This is a genomic window from Bartonella sp. LJL80, from assembly GCF_054871565.1.
In genome coordinates, this window is sequence record NZ_JBTXLM010000014.1 from 1 (window position 1) to 25,694 (window position 25,694).

The window sequence follows — 25,694 nt, forward strand, 5'->3', positions numbered from 1 at the left end:
CCTATAATGCGGTGGATTTTGACAGTTTCCGTGATGCGTATGATGTGCATGTCAGTCGGGAAGATGGTGATGCGCTGACGGGTCGTTTGGGGCTTGCATTCAACCGGGAGAAGGCATGGAAGTCTGAGGCGGGGGATACACGCCGTTTGAAAACCTATGGCATTGGCAATCTCTACTATGAGTTCCTGAATGGAACGGAGGTCTCGGTCACGAATGTTGACTTCCGCAATCGCTCGGATCGTTTCTGGGGCGGGCTTGGCACGGGTGTTTCCTACAATTGGCAGGATGATGCCTATTCGATCTATGGCGAGGTTGACGGCCGCACCTCATTCTCCGACTTTGGCGATAGCTACTCGCTCAATGGAACAGTCGGATTCAAGGCTAAGTTTTAACATGTTTACCCGGTATTTGGCTACACGTGTTCATAGTTTAGAAAAAAAATCCAGACTATGAACACGATTAGAGGCATCGAAAATATCAGCGCATGAAAAAGCACAAAATCAATTTTATCTGCGGAACTTCATATAGGTCTTAAAATAAGCGTAACGCACTTGCTATATCGGCTATGGTAAGCAAAATCTTGATTTAACATCAAATCCACGTCATAAGACAAAAAAATGTGATTGAAAGATAGCTATTATGACTGACATGCCCGCCTGCCCACAATGTAACTCAAATTACACATATGAAGATGGGGCAAACTTCATCTGTCCGGAATGCGGGCACGAGTGGAATGCTGCCAGTGCAAGTAGCGACGCCCCGGTGGTGCGTGACTCAAACGGTACAGAACTGCAAGATGGCGATACAGTGAGCGTCATCAAGGACTTGAAGGTTAAAGGGTCATCATCTGTTGTTAAAGTCGGTACAAAGGTCAAGAATATCAGACTGGTCGATGGCGATCATGATATTGACTGCAAGATACCCGGCATCGGCCAAATGGGTTTGAAGTCGGAATTTGTTAAAAAGGTCAGTGAGTAAGACAGATCGGGCCTGCGCCTCTGCATCACGGTATATTCGGCCTGTCAGTGCGACGCATAGATCATGCGTGTTATAAAACATGCGGCAGCGGTGAGGGCTTCGACATAGTCACCGCTGCGAAGAATAAACATTTGGGTTCTCGAAACCTATGTTACAGGTGTTCAGTTCAAACAGGCATAGCCTCTACACCCAGAACTTCCGGCACAAAATGTCGAAGAAGGTTTTCAATGCCGTGTTTCAATGTCGCCGTGGACGAGGGGCAGCCTGCGCAGGCGCCGCGCATATTGAGATAAACTACGCCGTGCTCAAATCCACGAAACGTTATGTCGCCACCATCATTGGCGACCGCAGGGCGCACGCGCGTTTCGATGAGCTCTTTGATGGTATCGACAATCTCAGTGTCTTTTTCATCAAAAAACTCTTCTCCTTCCGTCATTTCATGCGCGGAGCTGCTTGAAGCCATGATAGGAAGATTGGACATGAAATGTTCCATAATCGTTCCCAATATAGCCGGCTTCAGGTGCTGCCATTCACTGTCTTCTTTGGTAACGGTAATAAAATCATAACCGAAGAAAACTCCTGTCACACCGGGAATTGCGAACAGCTTTGCTGCCAAGGGCGAGCGTTCCGCTGCAGTTTCCCTATCGCGGAATTCTACAACACCATCTTCCAGAACGACCTTGCCCGGCAGAAATTTAAGCGTGGCAGGATTGGGGGTGGTTTCAGTTTGGATAAACATAAAGACTCCTTTTCATGTTCAAGGCATGCAAGGTGAAAGACACGATTTGCATATAATATGCGGCTTTGCGGGTGCAGATTTCAAGAGGAAAACGACATATCAGCAATTTGTTTGCTTATGCAACCGCATCGATGTCTTCATCACTCAAGCTGTCGGGAACGATGGTCACTGGTATTGGGAAGGCGCTACCGCGCGCAGCTATTGATTGTACCAGCGGCCCTGGGCCTTCATTGCTGCCACCTGCTGCCAAAACAAGGACGGCGATATCCTGATCGTCATCTATCAGTTTGGAAATAGCGTCTGCTTTTTGCCCTTCACGCACAATCATCTCAGCTTCGATGCCCTGATTGTTGCGCACATCGGCGGAGATTTGTGCCAATGTCAAATGGGCGCGCTCTTCAGCTTCAGCGCGCATAATGTCGCCAACGCCGAGAAAATGCTGAAATTCCGAACTGTCAATGACATACAACAAAACAAGAGTACCGCTGGTATTTTTTGCTCTGCGAGACGCATAGAAAACTGCCCGCCGACATTCTGGCGTCTCATCGATGATGGCAAGAAATTTCCGTCGGTGTCCGGCTTCCCGGCTGAGTCGTTTGGATACCATAGCTGTCCATTTTCGTTATCATGATGCAGGTGCAAGTTTTATCCGACAGGTCAAACCCTTCGGATCGTAATCCACCGTCACATGGTTGCGTTTGTCGAAACTCAGGCTGCGCTCTATCAATGCCGAGCCGAAGCCTTTTTTGTCTGGTTTGGCAATTGCGGGACCATCGATCTCGACCCATGAAAGATTGATACAGTCCTCTTCATCGACAAACCAGTTGATCGATACTTTTCCCGATGGAACCGATAATGCCCCATATTTGATGGCGTTTGTCATTAGTTCATGGAAGGTTAGAGCAAGCGGCAAGCCAGCCTTTTCAGAGATCTGAATTTTCGGTCCGTCAATAGAGATATTGCCATAGGTTTCAACAGCAACAGCCATGGCGCTTTGTATCAGCGTTTCGAGATCACTACGGCCGTTAATGCCTTCCAGTAGGGTGTTTTGCGCCGCAGCTATCGTTTGAAGTCTCGCGGTGACCGCAGCAATGGCGGTTTCTTTATCTTCGCTGCCGCGCAGGGTGCGGGTGACAATAGCGCTGACCATTGCGAGGATATTTTTCACCCGATGCGCAGATTCGCCTGCCAGGATATGAAGCTGATTTTCAAAGTTTTTACGCTCGGTAATATCAATCCCTTGCACATAAATACCGATCACTTCACCACGACTGTTCTTTATCGGCTGATGGATGAAATCCACATAATGCAAATCCGGTTCATCACTGTCAGGACGATCGATGAGAATGGGAACACTTGCCCCGCGAAAAGCCTCCTGTGTTTCCCAAACCTGATCAAGCAATGCAATAAATCCCTGCCTTGGTATTTCAGGCATGGCTTGCGCAACGGTATTGCCAATTAGGTCACGATTTCCAACCAATTCCATAAAGGCATTGTTGACCATGTAGAATTGATGATCCCGATTCAATAAAACGATAACAAAGCCGGGAGCTTGTTGCACCAGATCGCGAAGAAAATCGATCTCGGCAAAAATCTGCGAACTGTCAATTCTCTGTTCGCCCGTTGCTGTTAAATTGACCTTATCCGTTTGCGATGCGTTGTGCACACATTTTTCCGATCGAGGTTTCCGATAAAGTCGAATTTAAAGCAATTCGCTGATAGTGCAAACTTTTTTTAAATCACACCGCGCCCGCGTCGCACAATTAAGGCTACGCGGGCCGATGTGTTCGGTACTAATTTTGTAGAAAACCCACAATATCGCGAACATGCTTCATCGTGCCTTCGGCCATTACGCTTGCGCGTTCACCACCATCCTTCAACACAGAATCGATGTAGGATGTATCTGCATTCAGACGTCTCAATTCTTCGGTGATGGGTGCAAGAGCGCTAACGGCAAGGTCGGCAAGAGCAGGCTTGAAATCGGAGAATTGTTTTCCGGCATATTCATTGATGATGCTTTGCTTGTCGGTATTGGACAGTGCTGCGTAGATACCGACAAGATTATCGGCTTCGGGTCGATCCTTCAAACCGTCGACAGTGTCGGGCAGCGGCTCGGAATCCGTCTTGGCTTTACGTATCTTCTTCGAAATATCATCGGCCGTATCAATCAGATTGATACGCGATAGATCTGAGGGGTCTGATTTCGACATTTTCTTTGTGCCATCGCGCAGCGACATAATGCGCATGGCAGTGTCGCCAATCAAAGCCTCTGCCATGGGGAAGAAGCCGTTAACAGTTTCATCCCCGACCTGCATATCAACGCCAATTCCCAGATCGGCAATACGTTTTGAATAGTCATTGTTGAACTTTTGCGCGATATCGCGGGTCAATTCGATATGCTGTTTCTGGTCATCGCCAACCGGTACATGCGTTGCACGGTAGACCAGAATGTCGGCGGCCATCAAGCTTGGATAGGCGAAAAGACCAAGCGAGGCATTCTCACGGTCTTTGCCCGCTTTATCTTTAAACTGTGTCATCCGGTTCATCCAGCCTATACGTGCCACACAGTTAAACACCCATGCCAATTCGGCGTGTTGGAATACGCGGGATTGGTTGAAAACAATATGCTTTTTCGGATCAATACCCGATGCAAGAAATGCCGCGGTTACTTCGCGTGTCGAATTCATTAAATCAACGGGATCTGGGTTGACGGTAAGAGCATGCATGTCAACCACACAGTAGATACAATCATAATCCGCCTGCAATTCAACCCAACGCTTAATGGCACCAAGATAGTTGCCAAGATGGAGATTTCCCGTGGCTTGTACCCCGGAAAAGACGCGCGGTTTGAATGTGCTCATGATAGGAATTCCTATAGTTTGAAATTTTCTGTCCGGTTGTGGCAAAGCTCGTTGGTGAAAGCAAGATAAAACATTTAACGTTTGCGCATCAATCCGCGTTTGACCATGGAAAGGCTTGTCCCACCCAGCGCGAAAGCAAGGCCGAAATATATGACCATAGCGGCAACGACCAAAGCAGTCACGCTGCCGGCACGATAGGATAACGGCGCTTCAGCCGAAAGTGGAAAAGCCAGATACCCAATCGCATAATGCAGGGCAACAGCCATAATCGCCGAGGCGATAAGAAGCCTGGGTATCCGCGATAAAAGCGCACGGTCTTGGCCCCAATGGCCGCGTTTGACCAAGGTGAGGAAAAGCAGGATTGCGTTGATCCACCCTGCCGAGATTTCTGCAATTGCGATACCGCGCGCTGAGAGAAGAGGAAAGAGCGTCAGCGCGAGAGAGACATTGACCGCAACCGAGATACCAGCGAAGATCATCGGTGTTTTGGTGTCTTCACGCGCGAAAAAACCGGGAATAAACGCTTTGATAAGCACAAAGGCCGGTAGGCCCAAGCCATATATCCCCAATATGCCTGCAACAATATGCGTGGACTCTGCCGAAAAATGGCCGCGTTCGAAAAGCAGCCGGACGATAGGTTCTGACATGACCAGAAATGCCGCCGCTGCCGGAAGCGTAAGAAACAAGGTGAATTCTACTGAACGATTTTGCAAATTGCTTGCCTCTTCAAGGTTTCCCCCGCGCAAGGCGCGCGCAAGCTCGGGCAAAAGCACTGTTGCAACAGCTATGCCGACAACGCCCAGCGGCAGTTGGTAGAGACGATCAGCATAAACGAGCGATGATACGGCCCCGGCTTCACCCGATGCAATATTGGTGTTGATCAACAGATTGATTTGCGTGATGCCGCCAGTAATGGCAGCAGGCAATGCCAACCAAAGAAGTCGCCTTACATTGTTGGTAAAACGCGGGATGCGGAAACCGATCTTCATGCCGGCGTGGCGCACGGCAACCCACACGATTATCAGTTGCACAACGCCGGAAACCATAACCCCCCACGAAAGCCCAATGCCGACATGCCAAGGATCCAGCTTATAAACCCATGCATAAGCTAAGACGCCGATCAGGATAATATTCAAGAATACCGGTGCGATCGCGGCGGCAAAGTAGCGATGAAGCGAATTCAGCATGCCGCCCATCATTGCCGCCAATGACATACACGCAAGATAGGGAAACATGATAATCGCAAACCGAACGGTTGCCTCAAATTTGGTCGCATCTTCGGCAAAACCCGGCGCAATCACATAGCGCACCAGAAATGGCATCGACAGTTCCATAGCAATCGTCAAAATCAGCAAGAGTGAAAACAGAACGCCAAAAACTTCTTCTGAAAATTTGCGCGCACTTTCCATGCCGTCTTCTTCGATCTGTTTTGCGAATAGTGGTACAAAGGCAGAGTTGAATGCACCTTCTGCAAAAAGCCGACGGAATGTATTGGGAAAGCGAAATGCGGCGTTGAACGCGTCCGCAACAGGGCCTGTGCCTACAGCTGCTGCCATAAGCATTTCACGCACAAAACCAAAAACGCGGCTCATCAAAGTGCCGGATGCAACCGTTGCGAATTTTTTGATGAGGCTCATGATTTTTTGCTGTTTTCCGTCATATCTGATTCAATGAGTGCCAATAATTTGCGGCGTATATTCGATTGGCGCTGTGGACTGGAGATTTTGTGCCCGACGAGATCGCGCACGTAAAAGCTATCGATAACCTTTTCGCCAAATGTGGTGATATGCGCCGAGGCAATATCCAGCGAAAGGTCCGAAAGCGTTTTGGTCAATTCAGATAGGAGGCCGGGCCTGTCCATGCCCTTCACCTCGATTACGCTGAATTTGTCCGACAGTGTATTGTTGATTTCTACACGCGGCGTCACATCAAAAGCCTTTGTGGCCCGTTTGGGCTTGGCACGTTGGGCAATCACCTCAGGTATACGGATTGTGCCTTTCAGCGCATCCTCAATCATCTTTCCCACACGGGCAGCACGTCTTCTTTCATCGTCATCAAGGTCGAATTCACGGCTGATAAGGATGATGTCGAGGGCACGTCCATCCGTCGTCGTGAAGATCTGGGCGTCGACGATATTGCCGCCTGCAGCAGCACATGCTCCTGTAACAATGGAAAGCACACGCGGATGGTCGGGTGCGAGGATGGTGATTTGTGTGACGCCCTCAAAATCATGCGGCTCGGCCATGGTTGCAAGCGATGTTGACTGACTGTCGGCCTGACGAATGAAATTGGCATGGCGGATCTGGTCTTCCAGCGAAACCGTCAACCAGTAATTGGGATAATGGAGATCGATATAATGGAGCCTCTCAGCCTCGCTCCAAGTGTTTAACGCATCGAAAAGCCTTTGTTTGGAGGCATTGATGCGGTCAGTACGTGAAACTTGAGAAAAGCCTCCAGTCAAAACCAGTTCCGTCTCGTAATAAAGCGTGCGCAAGAGCTGGCCCTTCCATCCATTCCAGACACCGGGGCCGACGCCTTTTATGTCGCAAATGGTCAGTATCAAAAGCATCTTCAGCCGATCCATCGTCTGCACGACATCGGCAAAATCCTCAATTGTCTTGCGATCATTGAGGTCGCGTGATTGAGCGACCATGCTCATGGTCAGATGTTCTTCAATCAACCACGCAACAGTTTCAGTTTCATTCCGTGACAAACCAAAGCGGGGGCAAAGTTTTCGCGCGATTTTGGCCCCGGCAACGGAATGGTCTTCCGGTCGTCCTTTGGCGATGTCGTGCAGGAACAGCGCGACATAAAGAATTGTTCGCTCTTTCTTGAACGTCGGTAAAAGGGCAGAAGCAAGCGGATGGTCGCGCTGGACCTGACCGTGGTCAATTTCGCTAAGGCAGCTGATACAGCGCAAAAGATGCTCATCCACCGTATAATGGTGATACATGTTGAATTGCATCATTGCGACGATTTTGCCAAAATCAGGAATGAATTTGCCCAAAACACCGGATTCATTCATACGCCGCAAAATCAGGGCTGGATCCCGCGGTGATGTCAGTATCTGCAAGAAAAGCGCGTTGGCCTCGCGGTTTTCACGAAGGGCAGGGGTGATAAGCTTCAATGAACGCGAGGCTTCCTGCACGGCATGCGGGTGGCACTCCAACCCGTGAAGATCAGACAGTTGAAAAAGCCTGATGAGATTGACAGGATCACGCTGGAACGTTTGGTCATCAACAATGTTGATCCGCTGATTATCAACGACGAAATCTTCGCTGCCGGCAATTTTCTTTTTGCGACGTGAAAATGTCAGAAACACGCGGTTCAAGCCTGGGACAGGCTTGGCATATTCCTCTTCCAAGGCCGCAGAAACGATGCGTGTAAGATCGCCAACCTGTTTGGCCACAAGAAAATAATGCTTCATAAACCGTTCAACATCTTCCATGCCGGGATGGGCGGTATAGCCCAGACGGTGGGCTATTTCGCGTTGAATGTCGAACGACAATCTTTCCTGCGCCTTGCCGGCAAGAAAATGCATATGACAGCGCACGGCCCATAAGAAATCATCGGCTTTTTTAAAGATACGCAGTTCAGCTTTCGACAAGATACCCAATGTTACAAGCTTATCTGTCGAGGAAATGCGATAGTGGTATTTGGCAATCCAAAGCAAAGTTTGCAGATCACGTTGACCGCCTTTGCTTTCTTTGATGTTGGGTTCGACAAGATAACGTGTCTCGCCGGCTTTTTTATGCCTTTCATCGCGCTCTGCAAGCTTGGCCCGAATAAAGGCTGGCGATGTGCCCTTCACCACTTCATCCTCAAACCGCTGCATGAGTTCTTCAAAAAGCGGGCGGTTGCCTATGAGAAAACGTGCTTCCAAAAGAGCCGTCCGCACTGTCATATCTTCTTTGGCCATACGTATGGAATCTTCCACATTACGTGTGGCATGGCCGACCTTGAGGCCGACATCCCAGAGCATGTAAAGAATGTATTCCATAACCTGTTCGCCCCATGGGGTTTGTTTCCATGGCAATAGAAAATGCAGATCGATATCGGAACCCGGTGCCATTGTACCACGCCCGTAACCCCCGACGGCAATCAACGCGATACGCTCTCCACTTGAAGGGTTTTGCAGCGGGTATATGTGTTCGACGACAAAACGATAAAGAGTTTCAATGACTGTATCCGTCAAATGGCTTAAACGGCGGGCGCAAAGTTTTCCTTTACCATTTTCTTTTAACAGCAATTCCGCTTTGGCTTGACCATCGGCCAGAGCAGACTTCAGGATTGCCACGATTTGCGGCCGGATTTTCTGGCCTATATCGCCACTGGTTTGCGCTTTTGCCAACGCTTGCAACTGTCCGTTGAGAGCGTTTGGATCAATCAGGCTCAGGTTTTTGATGGATGCGCTCATATCCGCCCAATCGTTTTTCAAATCAGTTGTTGCAGCGATAAAATGACGTGGTGCATTTTATTAGACTATTTTTCCTGTCGAGAAAATAGACCATATTTTGCCTGTATTGACAAAGGGGATGACATTTTTATCGTCTTGGGTTAGGTGTCAATTCGGCTCTATGAAGAACAAACCACGGGTGAGGAATGATAAAACTTGCGAATTTACAAGACATTATCGCTCAATATGACGCCGTTTTCTGCGACGTTTGGGGTGTCGTTCATAATGGTGTCGCAGCATTTACACCGGCGGTAAACGCTCTTAAAGCTCTTCGGCAAGAGGGCAAGACCGTTATCCTGCTGACCAATTCACCACGGCCTCACGCTGCGGTCGAAGAACAGTTGGTACAATTGGGCGTTGGTCACGATTGCTATGATCAAGTCGTCACCTCCGGCGATGCTACACGTGACCTTATTGAGGAAGCACCAAGAAAACTGTTCCACATCGGGCCGGAACGTGACTACAGCCTGTTTGATGGTCTTGATGTTGAATTGGTAGAAGAGTTTGAAGCCTCTGCGGTGGTTTGTACGGGGCTTTTTGACGATGAAACGGAAACGCCTGACGACTATCAAGACATGTTGCAACGCTTACGCTCACGCAATCTTCCATTTATCTGCGCCAATCCCGATATTTCCGTTCACCGTGGTGATGAAGAGATTTGGTGTGCCGGTGCACTGGCACGGCTTTATGGCCAGCTTGGCGGGCGTACTTTAATTGCCGGCAAACCGCACCAACCGATCTATGACCTCGCAATGAAGAAACTGAGCGAAAAACGTGGGACAGTTCTCAAGCAAAAAATCCTGGCAATCGGCGATGGTATTTTGACGGATGTCAAAGGCGGCGAACAATTCGGGCTTGATGTGCTTTTTATTTCTGGTGGCATTCATCAGGCCGATTACAGCCAAGACGGTATTGTTGATCATGCGGCACTTGATCGATTCTTGCAACATTATGGCAATCATCCGGTCGCGGAGATGTGGTCTCTGCAATGAAAACCGGTTTTTTGCGTCTTTCTCATCTGTCGGTATTGCCTGACATCTACCGCGACGGCGTAATAGCTATTGGCAATTTTGATGGTGTTCACCGCGGTCATCAGGCAGTCTTGCAGCAGGCGCTCGATACTGCCCGTGAAAAGAACAAACCCGCTCTCGTCTTTACCTTTGAACCACATCCCCGTAGTTTTTTCAATCCGCAAACACCGGTAGACCGGCTGACAACAGCAGCGGAAAAGGCAGAAATTTTCAGATTGCTCGGGTTTGATGGTGTTGTCGAGCAAGTATTCAACGCCGAATTCGCTGCTTTAAGCGCGCAAGAGTTTGTTGAAAATGTTCTTAGGAACGGTTTTTCCGCCTCTACTGTTGTGACAGGATGTGATTTTCATTTTGGCAGAAAACGCAGCGGTAATCCGCAATTTTTATGGGACGCCGGTAAAAAGCTCGGCTTTGACGTGGTACAAGTCGCATCCTATTGCGATGAAAATGGAGAAACTATTTCTTCAAGCCGTATAAGATCTTTATTGGCACAATCCAAGGTCGAGGAAGCGGCTGGCCTTCTTGGCTATCGCTATACCGTCACTTCGCCTATTATCCACGGTGCAAAATTGGGGCGGACGCTGGGTTTTCCGACGGCTAACATGGCCTTGCCCGAGCAAACCGGATTGGGTTATGGCGTTTACGCTGTGCGCTTCCGTCGCGCGGATGGAACAATATACAACGGCGTTGCCAGTTTTGGTCGTCGTCCCACGGTGGAAGGTGATGGACGACCTCTGCTGGAAACCTTTTTGTTTGGATTTTCGGGCGATCTTTACGATGAAACGGCAAGTGTCTCTTTCTATTGCTTCTTGCGCGGGGAGGAAAAGTTCGATGGCCTTGATCCGTTAATGCAACAGATGAAGCGCGATCAGGCCGAGGCCGAGGCTGTATTGGCAGCAGCACGTCCGCTCTCGGCACTTGATGCGCATTTTACATTTCCCGACAATGAATCATCTACTTGGTAACAAGCGCCCTAATTTTTTCAAATCAGCGGCGAAATTTAAGAAAAATTTACACAAGCAGCGCATGTTCAGTCTCGTCTGTTCTGTTTTTTAGAATAGCAAAGAGTCATGCGTCTGGAGTATTTTTGTGTCTTATTATCTACGTGGCATCATTGTGGGTGGCCTAGCGGGGCTAACCTTTGTTATGGGCGCAAATGCGCGTGCACAACAATTGTATAATTATCAAACCGGTCAGGTCGATAGTCAAACATCGCAGCAAACTTATTATGACGACCAGAATTATCAGGCGGGGAATGCGCCTAAAAAACATATCTACAGCGGAAATTGGTCGTTGACACTTGGTGCATCGGTTTACGAGGCACCGGAATATCAAGGAGCAGATACATATCAACTTATGGTCAAGCCTCTGGTGTCTTTGGGTAAAACCGGAGCAGGCCCGCGCTTTTCGTCGCGTAACGATAATATATCGTTTGCCTTACTTGAACGCAGTCTCTTTCGTTTTGGCTTGACAGGAAAAATCCTTAACGAGCGTGATGGTGATACGTCGGATGATCTGCGCGGTCTCAAAAAGGTGAAATGGGGTGGCGAACTTGGCGGATTTGCAGAAATCTATCCAGTGGATTGGCTGCGTGTTCGCGGCGAGCTGCGTCATGGTGTGCGCACCCATGATGCGGTGACAGCCGATCTGGCCATTGATGCGTTTAATGATGTAACGCCGACGATAAGATTGTCAGGCGGACCACGGGCATTTTATGCGACGAAGGATTACTTCAAAACCTATTATGGCGTGAACGCCGAAGAATCTTTTCGCTCTGGCCTAAAGCAATTTCATCCCGATAGCGGCTTTGGTTCACTTGGTTTGGGCGGCGCTGTCACTTGGAAGACCACTGATAAAATAACGACGAGTGTGTTTGGTGAATATAGTCGCCTGACAGGTGATGCGGGCGACTCTTCCCTTGTCGATCAAAGAGGCGATAAGAACCAGTTTACCATGGGGCTTTCAGCAACTTATCGCTTCGATTTTTCAATGAAATAGATCGATATCTTCTACACAAAAAAGGGCCGCATTTGCGGCCTTTTTTATTTTACGCAATCATCGCCGCCTTGCGTCTGATGAGATGTGGTTTTTGAATCAGTGGCTGGTTAGACGATGAAAATGCGGTTAATCGCTGTCGAGCGTCAATGTGGATATTGTTGTCGGTGCCGCTTTATTGTTGCGCATCATATCGGTCAATTGATCGGCCAGTATGATGGAAGTTGCTGTAATGGCCAAAATAGCAATCATGATGACCAAAACATATTCGAGAAGGCCATGTAAAACATGCAGCCGCCGCGTATGTGCCGATAGTTCCAATGCATCAGAAATACGCTTGGCCAATAGTATACCCTCTTTATCATCATTTGCTTTGGTTTCTGCCGCAAGAGGCAGTGACACGTCGCAATAGGCAATTTAATGCGCGCGGATTTCAACCGCGTTAAAACTTAGGGTTAAAGAGCGGTTAATTTTACTGTCAATGAAAAGTAAACAGTGTGTTTTACTATCAGTATTTTGAAAGCTAATGAATCTGCTCTATTTATGAGTCTATAGAGTATTTGATCGATACAGACAGGAAATAAATTATGACAAAGCAATTCAAAGTGGCAATTCTTATCGGCAGCATGCGTAAAGCCTCCTACAGCCGCAAACTTGGTAAAGTGCTTGCGGGACTTGCGCCGGATGATTTCGCGCTTGATTTTGTCGAAATTGGCGACTTGCCGCTCTACAATGAAGATCTGGAAACTGAAAATCCACCAGCAGAATGGAAGCGTTTCCGTGACGAATTGCAGTCCGTTGACGCTGTCATTTTCATCACACCGGAATATAACCGTTCTATTCCCGGCGTTTTGAAAAACGCAATTGACGTGGGATCGCGTCCCTATGGCAAAGGCATTTGGAATGGCAAGCCGGGCGCTGTGATTTCGATTTCTCAAGGTGCGATTGGCGGTTTCGGCGCCAACCATCAGCTTCGTCAGGCGCTGGTTTTCAACGATGTTTTGACGATGCAACAGCCTGAAGCCTATATTGGCCATATCCAGAATCTTGTGACGGATGACGGAAAACCGGCAAACGATGATGCGAAGGCATTCTTCACCACCATCATGCAGTCCTATGACAAATGGGTTCGTCGTCTTTTGAAGTAATCTGATTTAGACAAAGCACTATAGGCTATCTTTCAAAGCCTATAGTGCTTTATTGCGCTTATCCCGTAATAGACGGGAATTAAAGTCTCTCAAGAAAAACATTGTGTTATAAAATGTGAAGGCGCAACCGGTCTGCCGCCCTACAAGCTGTCACATTTGATCCCCATATTGGTTATGAACATCGGGGAGTAGAATTGATGGAAAATATGAATAGTTTGCTTGAATGGCAGCCAGACCAATTGTTGACTGCCGCATTGGTCGTGTTGGTGGTCCTATCTTCATTGGGATTTGCTTTATGGAAAGCTTTATCCGACTCGCAATGGACACCTTACTGGCATATTTCGTCGCTATTTATTGCCATTGGCGGCGGTGCTTTGGCTATCACCGCGAGCCGTCTGGTTGTGGTTGACTTCATGGTCAACACGTCTTGGGCTTTGATCATTGCCGGGGTCGTCATGGCTTTGACAGGCGCTGTCCTCGATATGATCCATCGCTACAACCTCCATCGTGATATGCAGCACCATGGACACGCATAAGGCAATGCGGTTTTCGCATTCGATTAGCTGTTTTTACCAAGCTCATAAAGATGGGCAGAGCGGCTTCCAGACCGGCAATATGCCAGTATTGGTCGCTGCGCTTCGGAAATTATCTGGCGCATGAGTTCCACACTTTCCATCTCGATGAATGGCGGTGAAACGGGAATATAATGCGTATTAATATCATGTTGCAAGGCGCGGTTCGCTATCTGTTGGAAGTCGGTCTGATCAGCGCCTTCTTGATCAGGGCGGTTGCAGATAATCGTTTTAAAACCAGCTCTTGCCAGCTCCGCGACATCATCCTCGCCAATTTGGCCACTTACGAAAATTCCTTCATCAATTTCACGCAGATCCATTACGGCCTCCAAAAAGATTATCATGAATGGTCATAAACCAAATCGGCTGAAACGCAAATAGCGCTCGGGCAGATTGATTTAGCGTTTACGCAGTAAAGCATCGACATAGGTGCACTCGCCATGCTGATAAGATCGTGATCAATTACCGATCAAACGCGCGTTTCAAACAAAGACTTGGAACGTGTGGTAAAAATAGTCTATTGTCCGGCTTTTATTGGTATGGTTATGAGTGAACAGACGATGGGTGTTAATCGCGTATGCATGGCGGCAGAGGATCATATCTGCACCGGTATGAACGCGACATTGAAAGATGTCATATACGTGCCCTCTTCCTCGCAAGAGAAAGAAACGAAAGTCAAATTTATCGCAGAAGAGGTGCCGGTAGCGCTTTCATACAATGGGACGACCCACGCTGTGATGATGGCTTCGCCCGACGATCTTGTTGATTTTGCCTATGGTTTCAGTCTGACTGAAGGTTTGGTTTCAAAACCATCCGAAATTGAAAGTATTGACGTTCTCAACTTGTCAAATGGCATCGATATCCAGATATTCTTGGCTATCGCCCGCCGCGATGCTTTTCAGCAACGGCGTCGCCACATGGCCGGCCCGGTAGGATGCGGGCTTTGCGGTATCGAATCGATTGATGCTGCCATGCGCGATGTGCCGTTGGTGCAGTCGGACGTGACATTTTCTCGTAACGACATCAACAAGGCCGCTGCCATGATCTGTGAGCGCCAACCACTGAACAGCGCAACTCGCGCCGCTCACGCCGCCGCTTTTTTTACTCCAGAGACGGGTATATCAAAGATTCGCGAAGACGTTGGCAGGCATAATGCGCTTGATAAGCTATGCGGTAGCCTGTTCCAATGCCAATTGCCGATAGATAAGGGAATTGTCGTGGTTACAAGCCGTTTATCAATGGAGATGGTACAGAAAGCCGCGATGCTTGGTGTCAGCACTGTCGTTGCCGTATCAGCACCAACAGCAGAAGCAATTCGCATTGGCGAAAAAGCGGGAATGACACTGGTAGGACGGGCGAGGGGGGATGGCTTCGAGATCTATTGTGGTGCCGAGCGCATTAACTGAAAACAGCGAATTGCAGGCTCATATTTTAACGCGCATTAAGGCTGCTGATCCATTTACACACAACGAGATTCTATTGATCAAACACCCGCTGCATTGTCGCGCCAGTTTTATGCACTGCAACCATATTCAACCAGCCGTTAAGAGACGCCGTCAGCCCGCAAAATCACGGCATATGCCGTGATCAACAATATGTATGGTTGCCGATTCAGTTCTTAGTTGAGACCCATAACGGCAACGGCGATAGCGGCATTCATGCTGACAATCATCATCGAATAAAATACGGCGGTTTTCATCATATCGGTCATGGTAACATCCTAAATCATTATCTTCATCACGCTACATTACAACACGTAATATAACAATGTGTTACAATTCGGGCAAGAACAAAAAGTTCCATAATTTTTTTAATACCGTGTTTTTCTTATCATTGTCTGGCGCATTGAACCGGTAGGCGAATGTGTGGACTATGGCTTAAAGACGCGCGGGCGCCCCGACAATATAGCTTTTTTGCGGGATTTTGGTTCCCTAACGCACAGAATATAACGCGACACCTTCGCGCAAGCTTCATTTTCTATTGTCCGATGGAAGTTGAGACATTCCAGCGTTGATCAAGCTGGATGTCGAGGATTGCAAGGAGAATAGCGTGCAGCAAAGTGCCGTAACCTCGGTAGGCAACAATAGCAAGTTTTCCGGTAGCGACATTGGTTTCGCCGCCGGTATTGTCATTATATTGACGGTGCTGTTTTTGCCGGTTCCCGCATTTATTCTGGATTTGGGCCTGTCATTTTCTATCGCCTTTTCCGTCTTGATCCTCATGGTATCGCTTTGGATTCAGCGTCCGCTGGATTTTTCTGCTTTCCCAACTGTTTTGTTGATCGCGACCATGTTGCGCCTATCGCTGAACATCGCCACGACGCGTGTTATTCTGACCCATGGTGATGAAGGATATACGGCTGCCGGCCATGTGATCCACGGCTTCTCGCAATTTGTGATGGGCGGCGATTTCGTCATTGGTCTGGTTGTTTTCGCCATTCTGATCATCGTCAACTTTCTTGTTATCACCAAGGGTGCAACCCGTATCGCGGAAGTCGGCGCGCGTTTTACGCTTGATGCGATTCCCGGTAAACAGATGGCAATCGATGCCGATTTATCGTCAGGCCTTATCGACGAAAAGGAAGCACAGCATCGCCGTCGCGAGCTGGAAGAAGAAAGTTCTTTCTTCGGTTCAATGGATGGTGCATCGAAATTCGTACGCGGCGATGCGATTGCCGGTCTTATTATTACAGCGGTCAATATTTTCGGCGGCATCGTGATTGGTGTAACCCGCCACGGAATGGATTTGTCGCAAGCAGCGGATGTGTTCACAAAGCTTTCAGTTGGCGACGGTCTGGTAACACAGATCCCGGCGTTGATCGTATCGTTGGCCGCAGGTCTTCTTGTTTCAAAAGGCGGAACACGCGGTTCTACCGAAAAGGCTGTTCTGGGACAGTTGGGCGGTTACCCGAAGGCGCTTTTTGTCGCGTCAATTCTCTTGTTGGTACTCGGCTTGATGCCGGGGCTGCCAGCATTTCCGTTTTTGACTCTTTCTGCCATCATGGCTGCTGTCGGTTACTCAATCCCGCGCCGTCTGCAAAGAGAGGCAGCAGAAAAGCAGGCGTTGCAGGCCCAAGCCGACCAGATTGCCCATCAAGAAGAAAGCCAATCGGTGAAGGCGTCGCTTGATAGCGCCCAGATCGAGTTGTCCATGGGTAAGCAGCTGGCCACCCGCTTGCTGCCGCAACAAGCCGAGCTTGCCAATCGCGTTGCCAAAATGCGTCGTAAATTTGCTCAGGAATATGGTTTTGTTATTCCCGAAATCCAAGTTTCAGATGATTACAATACACCATCGAAAAGCTATCGCATCAAATTGCATGGCACTGCTGTGGCTGCCTATGAAATGCGTATCGGCGATGTTCTGGTGATGTTGGGCGACAAGCCTATCCCCAATCTTCCGGGGGAAGAAGTCCGCGAACCCGCTTTTGGCATGCGTGCTTTTGCAACGTCAGAAACCTTCCGTTCCGAGCTCGTGCGCGATGGTTATATGGCGGTTGATAATCTTTCGGTGTTGCTAACGCATCTGAGCGAAGTTCTACGCAATAATCTGGCACAATTGCTGTCTTATAAAGATATGCGCATTCTGCTTGAACGTCTTGGTCCGGAATATAGAAAACTTCTGGAAGAAATCTGCCCGGCACATCTTTCCTATTCGGGTTTGCAATCTGTCTTGAAACTTCTTTTGGCCGAGCGCGTCTCGATTAGAAATCTTGATCTCATTCTTGAAGCGATTGCCGAAATTGCGCCGCATGTCCGCCGCGCCGAGTTGATTGTTGAACATGTGCGTATGCGTATGTCACAGCAAATATGTGGTGATTTATCCGAAAATGGCGTATTGAATGTGTTGCGGCTTGGCAGCCGGTGGGATCTTGTTTTCCATCAGGCCCTCAAACGCGATGCAAAAGGTGAGATTGTCGAATTCGACATTGATCCGCGCGAGCTTGAAAAATTCGGCACGGAGGCTACAACCTCTATCCGGAAACATATGGAAAACGGTGAAAGGTTTGTTCTTATAACTTCGCCTGAGGCACGTCCTTATGTCAGGATGATTATTGAACGTTTATTTGCTACCTTGCCGGTTCTCTCACATGCTGAAATCGCGCGCGGTGTTGAAGTCAAGACTTTGGGAACTATCGCTGATTAACAGGAAAAACGCATGCCCTTTGTAACGCTGCCCATTGACCAACTGGTGATTGTTGCCATGTTGATCTTTGCGCGGGTAGGGGCGTGTTTGATGTTGATGCCCGGTCTGTCAAGCGCACGTATTCCGATGAACCTACGACTTTTTCTGGCCGTGGCGTTTTCATTGGTGATGTTGCCGATGGCCGGTTCCAATTTCCAAGCGATAGCCGCCAACCCGACCTTGGCTACGCTGCTCGCGGGCCTTGCCGCCGAAATGCTCATTGGTGCGACGTTCGGTATTATAGCCCATGCCTATATGTGGGCATTTCAGTTTATGGCAAATATTGTGGCAATGTCGATGGGTTATTCGGGACAACCGGGAAACAGCGTGATTGAATCGATGCCGGAATCACAGGTCGCCAATCTGGTCACGCTGGGCGCGTTGATGATGTTTTTTGCAAGCGACCTGCATATGGTGGTTATCCGTGGATTGCTGACATCATATCAAATTGTACCCGTTTCCCTTATACCGCGGCCGGAATCGGCATTGATCGACTATCGGGATGCGTTGTCGCAGACCTTCTTAACGACATTACGCATCGCTGCGCCGTTTATCATCTATGCCATTCTGGTCAATATTGCTGTCGGATTGATCAATAAATTAACACCGACGATACCTGTCTATTTTATTTCCATGCCTTTTGTTATGTTTGGCGGTTTGATGCTGCTCTATTTTCTTATGCCTGAAATTCTACACTTTTTTGGTTCGGAATTATCGGCGTGGCTGGATAGGGGGCCGTGATGGCAGCTGATAGCCGACGATACGCAAAACTGCTTAAAGCGCAAACTCTGGTCAAAGCCCGAGATGAGGCCGATCTGGAAGAATCGCGCAGCCAGCGGCAACTCTTGAGCGAAGAAGATGAATATCTGTTTTCCTTGATGGAGAATGGTTCAGAGATTGATTTCTTTGATCCGAATTTGCTTGCACGACGATTGCAGCGTAACGCCAAACGTGAGGCGGTTTTGGATGCGCAAATTTTGAAGCAGCGGCAAACACTGCTTGAGGCTTCGCGGCGTTGTGATGTTCTGGATGAAAAGCGTAAATATGCGCGTGAAGCCGAGGACCGCAAGGAAATGGCAGACATGCTGGAAGAGTATGTTGCCGCGAAAATCGCCAAAGACTCCAGCTTGGGATAAGCTTGTAAGCCTATAGTCTTCATAAAGAGAGTCTTGGTCTTTGCCGATATATGGCGCAACCGGATTTTTAATATGAGCCCGAAAAGGAAGCAAAATGGCGATTAAGCCGCCTTCAGATTTGGTCCTTGATGTAGCACGTGCCGCTGATCCATTGGAGTATCGCGCATCCGTTGAAAAATTGCGCAATGCGCAAAGCGCGGTGCGTGCGGTCAATCAGCAGCTCAACGTTAACGGTTTTGCCGATATGGCTAAGGGTAGCGATAGTCTATCCGCGCAATCCTTTTCCAACCAGCCTGTCAATCAAATGAAAATGCAGACAAAGGCAGAGGGAAGCGGCAATGCCGAAGCTTATAAGAAGTTTGAAGCTTTCATGTTGCAAACCTTTATCCAGAACATGTTTACATCAGATACGTCCTCGGTATTCGGCAAGGGGCAGGCCGGCGAATTTTGGAAATCCATGATGGCGGAGTCCATGGCCAAGGAGATGGCGGACCACGGTGGCATCGGCGTGGCTAAAATGCTTGAAAACGACCAGCGTATCAAACAGGGCAATGCCGCCAATGGTGATGGTCTGGAGGCAATGCAAAGTGGTTTGGGCGCGCTTGTCGGTTCGGGCGAAAACCGCCAGGCCACCGTCGATAATATCATGCATAGCAAAGAACTGGATTTGGTGCGCAAGCACATGAGCAAAAACACATGATGCTTTCGTTGAAAGCTATGGTAAAATATTCAATTAAAGGGAGTCTGCGATGTCCGTAGCACAGCAAGAAAATGAGATCGTACCGGTGGCGGCGAAAACCCGCATCGAGGATCCTGTCGCGCGCGAGCTGGCTTTAACAAAGTTTACAGCAGCGATTACCAGCCTTGAAGAGGTTGTCGATTATGAAACGTCGGTGTTGGAAAGCAATGAAAATCCTGATTATAACGATATCAATGCACGCAAAACACGTGGGCTGCGCGATTTAAACCATTCCATGGGTGAAGTTGCCCGTTATATGAACGATATGGTAGAAACCAAGGTTGAAATGCTGTTGGGCGGGTTGCAAAAGAAACTCGAGCGCAATAGTGAACTATTGAAGATCCATCTCGAGGCGGTGAGCGAATTGTCGCAAATGATGCAGGCAGCCGCTCGTGCGCAAGAGACGGATGGAACTTACGATCCGTTTTCTCTTAATGCCGGACTTTATAAATGATCAAGATTGTTGCCGTTGGGCTCTGGGTTTGTCTGGTTGCATTGGGCACGCTGATGCTCGGAATCAAGATGAATTCGGTGCCGAGTACAGCAACGGCAGCAACCGATACGACACCCCGTATCGACTATGACCGCACCGATGTTATCAGCGTGCCAATAATGGTCAATGGCAAGGTCAACGGCTATATCATATCGCAGCTGGTTTATACTGTTGATGCCAATGTCAAGGCGAAGATTTCCGTTCCTTTGGGCCTATTCGTCAATGATGAGGTTTTCCGGGCTTTTTTTGGTGCTTATTCAGACACGCGTGAAGTTGAACGTGTCAAGTTTGATGACGTGAAAAAACAGATTATTGACGGCGTCAATCAACGCTTTCCAGAACCCGTGATCAAGGACTTGATCGTTGAACAATTCAACTTCATTTCCGCCGACCAAGTTCGAGAGATGAACAAGCAACGCTAGGTCTTGATTCAAGGTCAATCCAGAAGATCTTGGACGTTTTTGTGTCCCTTCGAAATATCGTCAATTTTGAGGAAACTTAAGTCGAGCAGCCTTGAAAACATTTATAGTTCGTGCGGCTCTTCTTCTCGTTCTCAACGAGATTTGTGCATACAATTTCGTTCAAATGCATAGGTCCTGACCTTGGATCATTGCAAGTCGTTGGAGCTTTGTAAATTCCGCATATCCCAAGCGAATAAAAAATAAAGGCGCTTCAAAGCGCCTTTTTTATTCCAGTTATTTGTGCAAGCCTTGCAAACGTTCGAGGTTAAGCCAATAAATGGCTTCAGTTGGGTTTTCGCAACCGTGCATCATTAAGTGCTTCCATCAGGTGTCGGGTATCGGTCTCGTCATCAACCGGGTTTTCGAATACAACATTATCAAGCTCGATACCAAAGCCATCGGCCGACATCACCAAACGGAAATAGGCGGTGACGCCTTCATTGGAAAACTCCATGTCCAGAGTAATCGTCGGCGGCGTATCCCATTCCAGAACGTAGCTTCCACCATTACCAAAGCGCATGGTATGGGGGTAGAAATGAAGTTCCGTCGCGGCATCAATAATATCGGTAATATTGGCGAAACGTTCCGCATGGATATAGGCGATGAAATCGGCAGCGTCGACAAGCTTTAGTTCCGGAATAATCCGGGCAACCTGCTTTGCAATCATCATTTCACGCATTTCATGGATATGTTCTTTATTCATTTTTCAAATTTCATGATTATGGTTGCAAAAGAAACGAATGTTGGTTTTTAATGAAGTTTCTGACTGTTGATGAACCGGATCAATTCAGCAACTGCCTGATAGAAATCGGGTGGTATCACCTGATCCACCTCAACCTGCTTATAAAGTGCACGCGCCAGCGTCACGTTTTCAATAACCGGTATGTCGTGCTCCGTGGCAATTTCACGGATACGCAAAGCCAAAATATCCTGTCCCTTGGCAACAACAACAGGTGCCTGATCCAGCGGTGGCGAATAACGCAGGGCCACAGAAAAGTGCGTCGGGTTGGCAATCACCATGGTTGCTTTGGGCACATTTGCCATCATCTGCCGACGGATACGATCACGCGCAAGCGAACGCATGCGTGCTTTCACCATCGGGTTGCCTTCAATGTCCTTATGCTCTTCTTTGACTTCCTGCTTGGTCATGCGCAAATTTTGACGCCATTGAAAACGTGACCATGCAAAGTCGAAACCGGCAATAGCAACAACCGCAACCGCAAAAGAGATCAGCAGACTTGAAATTTCCGATCGGATATATTCGGGTAAAGCGGAAGCATCGGTGGCTAGTGCATCGATAAAAACTGTATTTCCCTTAAAAAATGACAGATAAACAATCAGGCTTACACCGATAAGTTTTGCCAAAGATTTTAAGAACTCGACAAAGCCGGCCTTACCAAAAATGCGGCTGAAGCCGCTTGCCGGGGAAATGCGCGAGAATTGCGGGCGTATTCTTTCGCCCACAACGCGCGGTGCATTTTGCACCATGGATGCGGCAATGCCGATAACCGGTATCATCACCAGGATAGGGGCCAATGCGAGACCGACATTTCCACCGATAACAAACATAAGATGTTTGATATCTTCTGCACCGTTAAGCCGCCATCCTTCCGGCCGGTCTATCCATTGCATCAAAAAATTGGACAATTTGGACATGGCTGGAAATGCGATAAAAACGGCAATCATGCTGAAGCCGACAAGCGAGGCAAACATCGGGAGTTCGCGTGAGAAGGGAAGGTTACCTTTCTCTTCGGCCTTGCGTATCTTGTGCTCGGTCGGCTCTTCTGTTTGGCTGTCTTTATCCGGTTTGTCTTCGGCCATCCCAATTCAAGCCGCAAGCTACGCGGCTCCTTCCTCACCGGCAAGGCTGATCGTCCCCTGATCTGCCAACCTGATTGCAGCCTGCGCAATAGTTCGGCGGGCATCGGTAATATCGGATTGCGACAACATGTCATTGGGGGAGGCCAGTTCGGATTCCACCATACGACGGCTGCGCTGCGACAGCGAACTCAATATCAATTCCGTTGTCGAGGGATCGGCACCGCGCAATGCAGTGATGATCACATCTGCCGGAATATCGTCGAACAACAATAGACGAGCCCGCTCTGTCAAACGTGGAATATCTTCAAAGACGAAGAGTTTGGCTTTAATTTTCTCCAAGTCGTCCGGGCTAAGGCCGTCAAGGCTTGCCAGCATTTCATCAATTTCGCTCTTATCAAGCTGGTTGAGGATAGTGGCGACTTGACCGTAATGTGATTGCTCGGCACTTTCCGTCTGTTCGGAAAGAACCGGTCGCAATGCATGATCCAGAAGCTCGTCGACGACAGGCAATACGGTGCGTAAATGAAGTGTGCGGCGGATAATGTCGGCGCGAACAGCCATGGTTTGTGCCAATAACACTTTTGCCGCCAAATCCGAGGGCAAACGCGATACGATATAGGCTATGACCTGCGGATGTTCCTGGGCCAGATGTCCTTGCATCTCTTCTGCTGAAAGTCTGGCCATAACGTCCCATAGGCTTTCCAGCGGCAGTGCCGGCGTTGCCGACGGATCAAGAACCAGTGCGGCTTCATCTTCCGGCAAAGTTTCCTGCACGAGATTATCAAATCGTGCGCCAGCCTGTGAAAAAGAAACACCTTCCGCAAATGCATCTTCAAACTCACGCACCAAGACATCAAAATCTGAAAGGCTGATATCCGGCAATGTATGGGCCTGCCCGCTTAAGCGACGCAGGTCATCGGGACTGAAATGCTTCAAAAGCCTTGCTGCCGCCGGTTTTCCCATAGCAACAAGCAGGGCAGCAACCTTTTGCTGTCCCGAAAGTGTGTCGATAATGGAAGATGCTTTTTTGCCGCCAGCCGCTTTTGTATCGACTGTCGGTTCTTCCTTTTCAACAACCTTTTCTTGTTCTGCTTGCGCCATATCCGTCTTTCAAACGCTGTTTGCTTTATTTGCCGATTACTTCTGTCAGGCTTACACCGAAGCGTGACGAATCATCTTCCATAACAATGACTTCACCACGTGCAATCACACGACCATTGACCACGATGTCAACCGGATCACCAATCTGCTTATCAAGGGTGATAACCGCGCCACGTCCCAGATTCATCAATGTGGCAACCGGCATGGTTGTGGAACCCAGAACAACCTGTACTTCTACCGGAATACTCATAATAAGATCAGCATTGCCGGCGGCTTCAGGGGCACTCTGCTGTGCAGCCTGCGCGCCCGGGCGGGCACCGGCACCTGCGGCAAAGGCGGCACCGGCTGAGCCAGCCGGTTTTTGCATATTGGGTGCAAAACCACCAGCCGCACCGGGATTCGGAGCGCCGGGATTGCCAACTCCGGGCCGTGGTGCAGCTGCACCAAATCCGGGAGGAGGGCTACCGGCGGGGCGCGGTGGCACCGCAGGATTGCTTCCCGTGGGTGTGCCTGTTGGTTTAAATTCGTCAGCCATTATCTCACCGTATTATCTCGGCTTTCGCCGTTTATCCTGCTCTATCAAAACTGTACTTTATTACCCAAGGCCGTTTTATGCACCTTGCGTTGCACAAAAACCGGCAAACCCTTAGCTTGCATTGGCTGGGCTACCGCAGGATGGGCTGGACCCGAAGCGGCTGCGGGACCATGTGCTTGAGCTGTGAGGATACCGCGCAGACGGTTAAAATCTCCTTGCAACTGATTGCGCACATTTTCCATATGGGCAACGGAACGATCGACATCACGGCGGATACGCGCAGATTCTGTAATGCGGGCATCAAGCTTGCGGTTTTCATCGCGGAAATCCTGATGCTCTTCGCGCAGCGCCATGACCGCACGGTCAAGGCTTGATGTTGCAGAATGGACCTGCTGGGCCAGCTCACGCCCCAGACGGATGGTACTGGCAAGCTTGCGGGTTGTCACAATAAAAACACCCAAAGAAACCATAGCCAGAACAGCACTAACAATATTAACCGTGAACCAGGCCATCGATCATTTCCTCTTCTTCATCGATCGGGTCTGTGACCCGTATAGAAAAATTTGTACCCACTTTTCCAAGCGAACATTTATAAAGCGGCTTATCGCCACTGCGCAGTCTTATTTGCTTCACCGCATTTACCGGCAAGCTTAACACCTGACCAACTTCCAGATGTGATAGATCATTCAGGGTCATTGAGCCCTGCAGAATATAAGCTTCAATACCAACATGGGCGCGGCTGACTTCCTGACGCAACCGCTTCGCCCACAACGGATCCGTTCTTGCCGAAGGGGCACGCAGCACGCGCGTTACAGCTTCCTGAATCGGACGATGGCAGCTGCGTGGCATAAGCAGGTTCAAGGTTGCCTCTGTTTCACCAACCTTGATTGAAAGCAGACAAGAGAACATGCGTAGCTGTTCAAACTCTTCCAGTTCGAGCTGTTGCGCTTTGGTTGTTTGCTTGAATGTCAGAAGTGAGCCATCGCCGGTGCCGAAAACATCATCCATGGCGTAAGACAACAACTGAGCCAATGTTTCACCTGTTTTACTTTCAACGGCACTGAAAGGCCGACCATTGCGGTTCATCGCTGTTGGTTCGGCCGCGCCAAAGAAAGCGTCGGTGACAAGACTGACAAGATTTGAATCAAGCACAAAAAGGACATCACCGCCCCAACGGTCTGCTTCGAAGGTGACGACAAGTGTATCGGTACCAATAACCTGCGGCAGTGCATCGGCTTTAAGCGTATCAAGCGAGGTCACATCGGAAACAAACTGCGCGGAAGTGTATTGCGCCAGCCGGGCACAAAGATTGCTTGAAGCATCCCGGAACACATGCTGGAACGACATAAGATCGTCGCTTGATAAACCCGCGGCGCGCAAGATATGCTCGGCAAGCACATCCTGCTTTTTATCTTCCACAGCCTTGTCTGTTGTTGTTTCTGACAT

At 48.9% G+C, this 25,694-nt stretch carries 27 protein-coding genes and 1 pseudogene; 14 read left to right on the forward strand and 14 right to left on the reverse strand.

Annotation, left to right across the window (positions count from 1 at the left end; all coding sequences use genetic code 11):
- Together ACYSNS_RS14035 and ACYSNS_RS14040 are read left to right on the forward strand one after the other, a co-directional pair.
- Positions 1-392 (forward strand): autotransporter outer membrane beta-barrel domain-containing protein (locus ACYSNS_RS14035; RefSeq protein ID WP_461723803.1); only part of this gene is annotated, 392 nt, incomplete at its 5' end.
- Positions 393-639: 247 nt separating this feature from the next.
- Entirely contained in the window at positions 640-978 is a 339-nt protein-coding gene (locus ACYSNS_RS14040) for a zinc ribbon domain-containing protein YjdM (protein WP_461723804.1), read from the forward strand.
- A gap of 166 nt (positions 979-1,144) precedes the next feature.
- Here ACYSNS_RS14040 and ACYSNS_RS14045 read toward each other — a convergent pair whose 3' ends face one another.
- From ACYSNS_RS14045 to ACYSNS_RS14070, 6 genes are all read right to left on the reverse strand, one after another.
- Positions 1,145-1,717 (reverse strand): NifU family protein, encoded by a 573-nt coding sequence (locus tag ACYSNS_RS14045; RefSeq protein ID WP_461723805.1) that lies wholly within the window; start codon positions 1,715-1,717, stop codon positions 1,145-1,147.
- Between the two features lie 115 nt (positions 1,718-1,832).
- A complete protein-coding gene (locus ACYSNS_RS14050) occupies positions 1,833-2,324 on the reverse strand; it encodes a universal stress protein (RefSeq protein WP_461723806.1) in 492 nt (163 codons plus the stop codon).
- Positions 2,325-2,342: 18 nt separating this feature from the next.
- On the reverse strand, positions 2,343-3,383 hold the full coding sequence (locus tag ACYSNS_RS14055) for a sensor histidine kinase (RefSeq protein WP_461723807.1): 1,041 nt from the start codon (positions 3,381-3,383) through the stop codon (positions 2,343-2,345).
- A 127-nt stretch (positions 3,384-3,510) separates the two neighbouring features.
- Complete coding sequence (trpS, locus tag ACYSNS_RS14060; protein WP_461723808.1) at positions 3,511-4,578, reverse strand: tryptophan--tRNA ligase; 1,068 nt, start codon at positions 4,576-4,578, stop codon at positions 3,511-3,513.
- A 74-nt stretch (positions 4,579-4,652) separates the two neighbouring features.
- Complete coding sequence (gene murJ / locus ACYSNS_RS14065; protein ID WP_461723809.1) at positions 4,653-6,215, reverse strand: murein biosynthesis integral membrane protein MurJ; 1,563 nt, start codon at positions 6,213-6,215, stop codon at positions 4,653-4,655.
- The gene (locus ACYSNS_RS14070) at positions 6,212-8,995 is read right to left on the reverse strand and encodes a [protein-PII] uridylyltransferase (protein WP_461723810.1); all 2,784 of its coding nucleotides are present in this window, start codon (positions 8,993-8,995) and stop codon (positions 6,212-6,214) included. The genes murJ and ACYSNS_RS14070 overlap by 4 nt, the downstream gene beginning before the upstream one ends.
- Positions 8,996-9,180: 185 nt before the next feature.
- On the opposite strand from ACYSNS_RS14070, the gene ACYSNS_RS14075 reads away from it, so the two are divergent.
- The 3 genes from ACYSNS_RS14075 to ACYSNS_RS14085 all read left to right on the forward strand — a co-directional run bounded on the left by ACYSNS_RS14075 (position 9,181) and on the right by ACYSNS_RS14085 (position 12,063).
- Entirely contained in the window at positions 9,181-10,026 is an 846-nt protein-coding gene (locus tag ACYSNS_RS14075; protein ID WP_461723811.1) for a TIGR01459 family HAD-type hydrolase, read from the forward strand.
- The gene (locus ACYSNS_RS14080; RefSeq protein WP_461723812.1) at positions 10,023-11,030 is read left to right on the forward strand and encodes a bifunctional riboflavin kinase/FAD synthetase; all 1,008 of its coding nucleotides are present in this window, start codon (positions 10,023-10,025) and stop codon (positions 11,028-11,030) included. Before ACYSNS_RS14075 ends, ACYSNS_RS14080 begins: the two co-directional genes overlap by 4 nt.
- A 124-nt stretch (positions 11,031-11,154) precedes the next feature.
- Positions 11,155-12,063, forward strand: a complete 909-nt coding sequence (locus ACYSNS_RS14085) for a MipA/OmpV family protein (RefSeq protein WP_461723813.1) — start codon at positions 11,155-11,157, stop codon at positions 12,061-12,063.
- A 126-nt stretch (positions 12,064-12,189) separates the two neighbouring features.
- Here ACYSNS_RS14085 and ACYSNS_RS14090 read toward each other — a convergent pair whose 3' ends face one another.
- Positions 12,190-12,462: a hypothetical protein gene (locus ACYSNS_RS14090; protein WP_461723814.1), complete on the reverse strand. Its 273-nt coding sequence runs from the start codon at positions 12,460-12,462 to the stop codon at positions 12,190-12,192.
- A gap of 185 nt (positions 12,463-12,647) precedes the next feature.
- Here ACYSNS_RS14090 and ACYSNS_RS14095 point away from each other — a divergent pair, with 185 nt between their 5' ends.
- Together ACYSNS_RS14095 and ACYSNS_RS14100 are read left to right on the forward strand one after the other, a co-directional pair.
- Complete coding sequence (locus ACYSNS_RS14095) at positions 12,648-13,208, forward strand: NADPH-dependent FMN reductase (protein ID WP_461723815.1); 561 nt, start codon at positions 12,648-12,650, stop codon at positions 13,206-13,208.
- A 197-nt stretch (positions 13,209-13,405) separates the two neighbouring features.
- Positions 13,406-13,744 carry a hypothetical protein gene (locus tag ACYSNS_RS14100; protein ID WP_461723816.1) on the forward strand — a complete coding sequence of 113 codons (339 nt, stop codon included), beginning with the start codon at positions 13,406-13,408 and terminating at the stop codon, positions 13,742-13,744.
- Between the two features lie 23 nt (positions 13,745-13,767).
- Here ACYSNS_RS14100 and ACYSNS_RS14105 read toward each other — a convergent pair whose 3' ends face one another.
- Positions 13,768-14,100: a protein tyrosine phosphatase family protein gene (locus ACYSNS_RS14105; RefSeq protein ID WP_461723817.1), complete on the reverse strand. Its 333-nt coding sequence runs from the start codon at positions 14,098-14,100 to the stop codon at positions 13,768-13,770.
- A 225-nt stretch (positions 14,101-14,325) separates the two neighbouring features.
- Here ACYSNS_RS14105 and fdhD point away from each other — a divergent pair, with 225 nt between their 5' ends.
- The 7 genes and pseudogenes from fdhD (at position 14,326) to ACYSNS_RS14140 (ending at position 20,752) form a co-directional block, all read left to right on the forward strand.
- The gene (fdhD, locus tag ACYSNS_RS14110) at positions 14,326-15,186 is read left to right on the forward strand and encodes a formate dehydrogenase accessory sulfurtransferase FdhD (RefSeq protein WP_461723818.1); all 861 of its coding nucleotides are present in this window, start codon (positions 14,326-14,328) and stop codon (positions 15,184-15,186) included.
- Between the two features lie 643 nt (positions 15,187-15,829).
- Entirely contained in the window at positions 15,830-17,923 is a 2,094-nt protein-coding gene (flhA, locus tag ACYSNS_RS14115; RefSeq protein WP_461723819.1) for a flagellar biosynthesis protein FlhA, read from the forward strand.
- A gap of 12 nt (positions 17,924-17,935) precedes the next feature.
- Complete coding sequence (gene fliR, locus ACYSNS_RS14120; RefSeq protein WP_461723820.1) at positions 17,936-18,703, forward strand: flagellar biosynthesis protein FliR; 768 nt, start codon at positions 17,936-17,938, stop codon at positions 18,701-18,703.
- Entirely contained in the window at positions 18,703-19,098 is a 396-nt protein-coding gene (locus tag ACYSNS_RS14125) for a hypothetical protein (protein WP_461723821.1), read from the forward strand. Before fliR ends, ACYSNS_RS14125 begins: the two co-directional genes overlap by 1 nt.
- A 94-nt stretch (positions 19,099-19,192) precedes the next feature.
- Positions 19,193-19,624: pseudogene (locus tag ACYSNS_RS14130) on the forward strand (rod-binding protein); the annotation flags it as partial.
- A gap of 223 nt (positions 19,625-19,847) precedes the next feature.
- The gene (locus ACYSNS_RS14135; protein WP_461723822.1) at positions 19,848-20,291 is read left to right on the forward strand and encodes a flagellar protein FlgN; all 444 of its coding nucleotides are present in this window, start codon (positions 19,848-19,850) and stop codon (positions 20,289-20,291) included.
- Entirely contained in the window at positions 20,288-20,752 is a 465-nt protein-coding gene (locus ACYSNS_RS14140) for a hypothetical protein (RefSeq protein ID WP_461723823.1), read from the forward strand. Before ACYSNS_RS14135 ends, ACYSNS_RS14140 begins: the two co-directional genes overlap by 4 nt.
- 322 nt (positions 20,753-21,074) lie before the next feature.
- Here ACYSNS_RS14140 and ACYSNS_RS14145 read toward each other — a convergent pair whose 3' ends face one another.
- The 6 genes from ACYSNS_RS14145 to ACYSNS_RS14170 all read right to left on the reverse strand — a co-directional run bounded on the left by ACYSNS_RS14145 (position 21,075) and on the right by ACYSNS_RS14170 (position 25,694).
- A complete protein-coding gene (locus tag ACYSNS_RS14145) occupies positions 21,075-21,494 on the reverse strand; it encodes a hypothetical protein (protein ID WP_461723824.1) in 420 nt (139 codons plus the stop codon).
- Positions 21,495-21,541: 47 nt separating this feature from the next.
- A complete protein-coding gene (flhB, locus tag ACYSNS_RS14150) occupies positions 21,542-22,612 on the reverse strand; it encodes a flagellar biosynthesis protein FlhB (protein WP_461723825.1) in 1,071 nt (356 codons plus the stop codon).
- 18 nt (positions 22,613-22,630) lie between these two features.
- Positions 22,631-23,713: a flagellar motor switch protein FliG gene (locus ACYSNS_RS14155; protein ID WP_461723826.1), complete on the reverse strand. Its 1,083-nt coding sequence runs from the start codon at positions 23,711-23,713 to the stop codon at positions 22,631-22,633.
- Positions 23,714-23,738: 25 nt separating this feature from the next.
- Positions 23,739-24,080 carry a flagellar motor switch protein FliN gene (gene fliN / locus ACYSNS_RS14160; protein ID WP_461723844.1) on the reverse strand — a complete coding sequence of 114 codons (342 nt, stop codon included), beginning with the start codon at positions 24,078-24,080 and terminating at the stop codon, positions 23,739-23,741.
- A 212-nt stretch (positions 24,081-24,292) separates the two neighbouring features.
- Positions 24,293-24,760: a BAB2_0123 family type IV secretion system effector gene (locus ACYSNS_RS14165; RefSeq protein ID WP_461723827.1), complete on the reverse strand. Its 468-nt coding sequence runs from the start codon at positions 24,758-24,760 to the stop codon at positions 24,293-24,295.
- Positions 24,741-25,694 carry a FliM/FliN family flagellar motor switch protein gene (locus tag ACYSNS_RS14170; protein ID WP_461723828.1) on the reverse strand — a complete coding sequence of 318 codons (954 nt, stop codon included), beginning with the start codon at positions 25,692-25,694 and terminating at the stop codon, positions 24,741-24,743. Before ACYSNS_RS14170 ends, ACYSNS_RS14165 begins: the two co-directional genes overlap by 20 nt.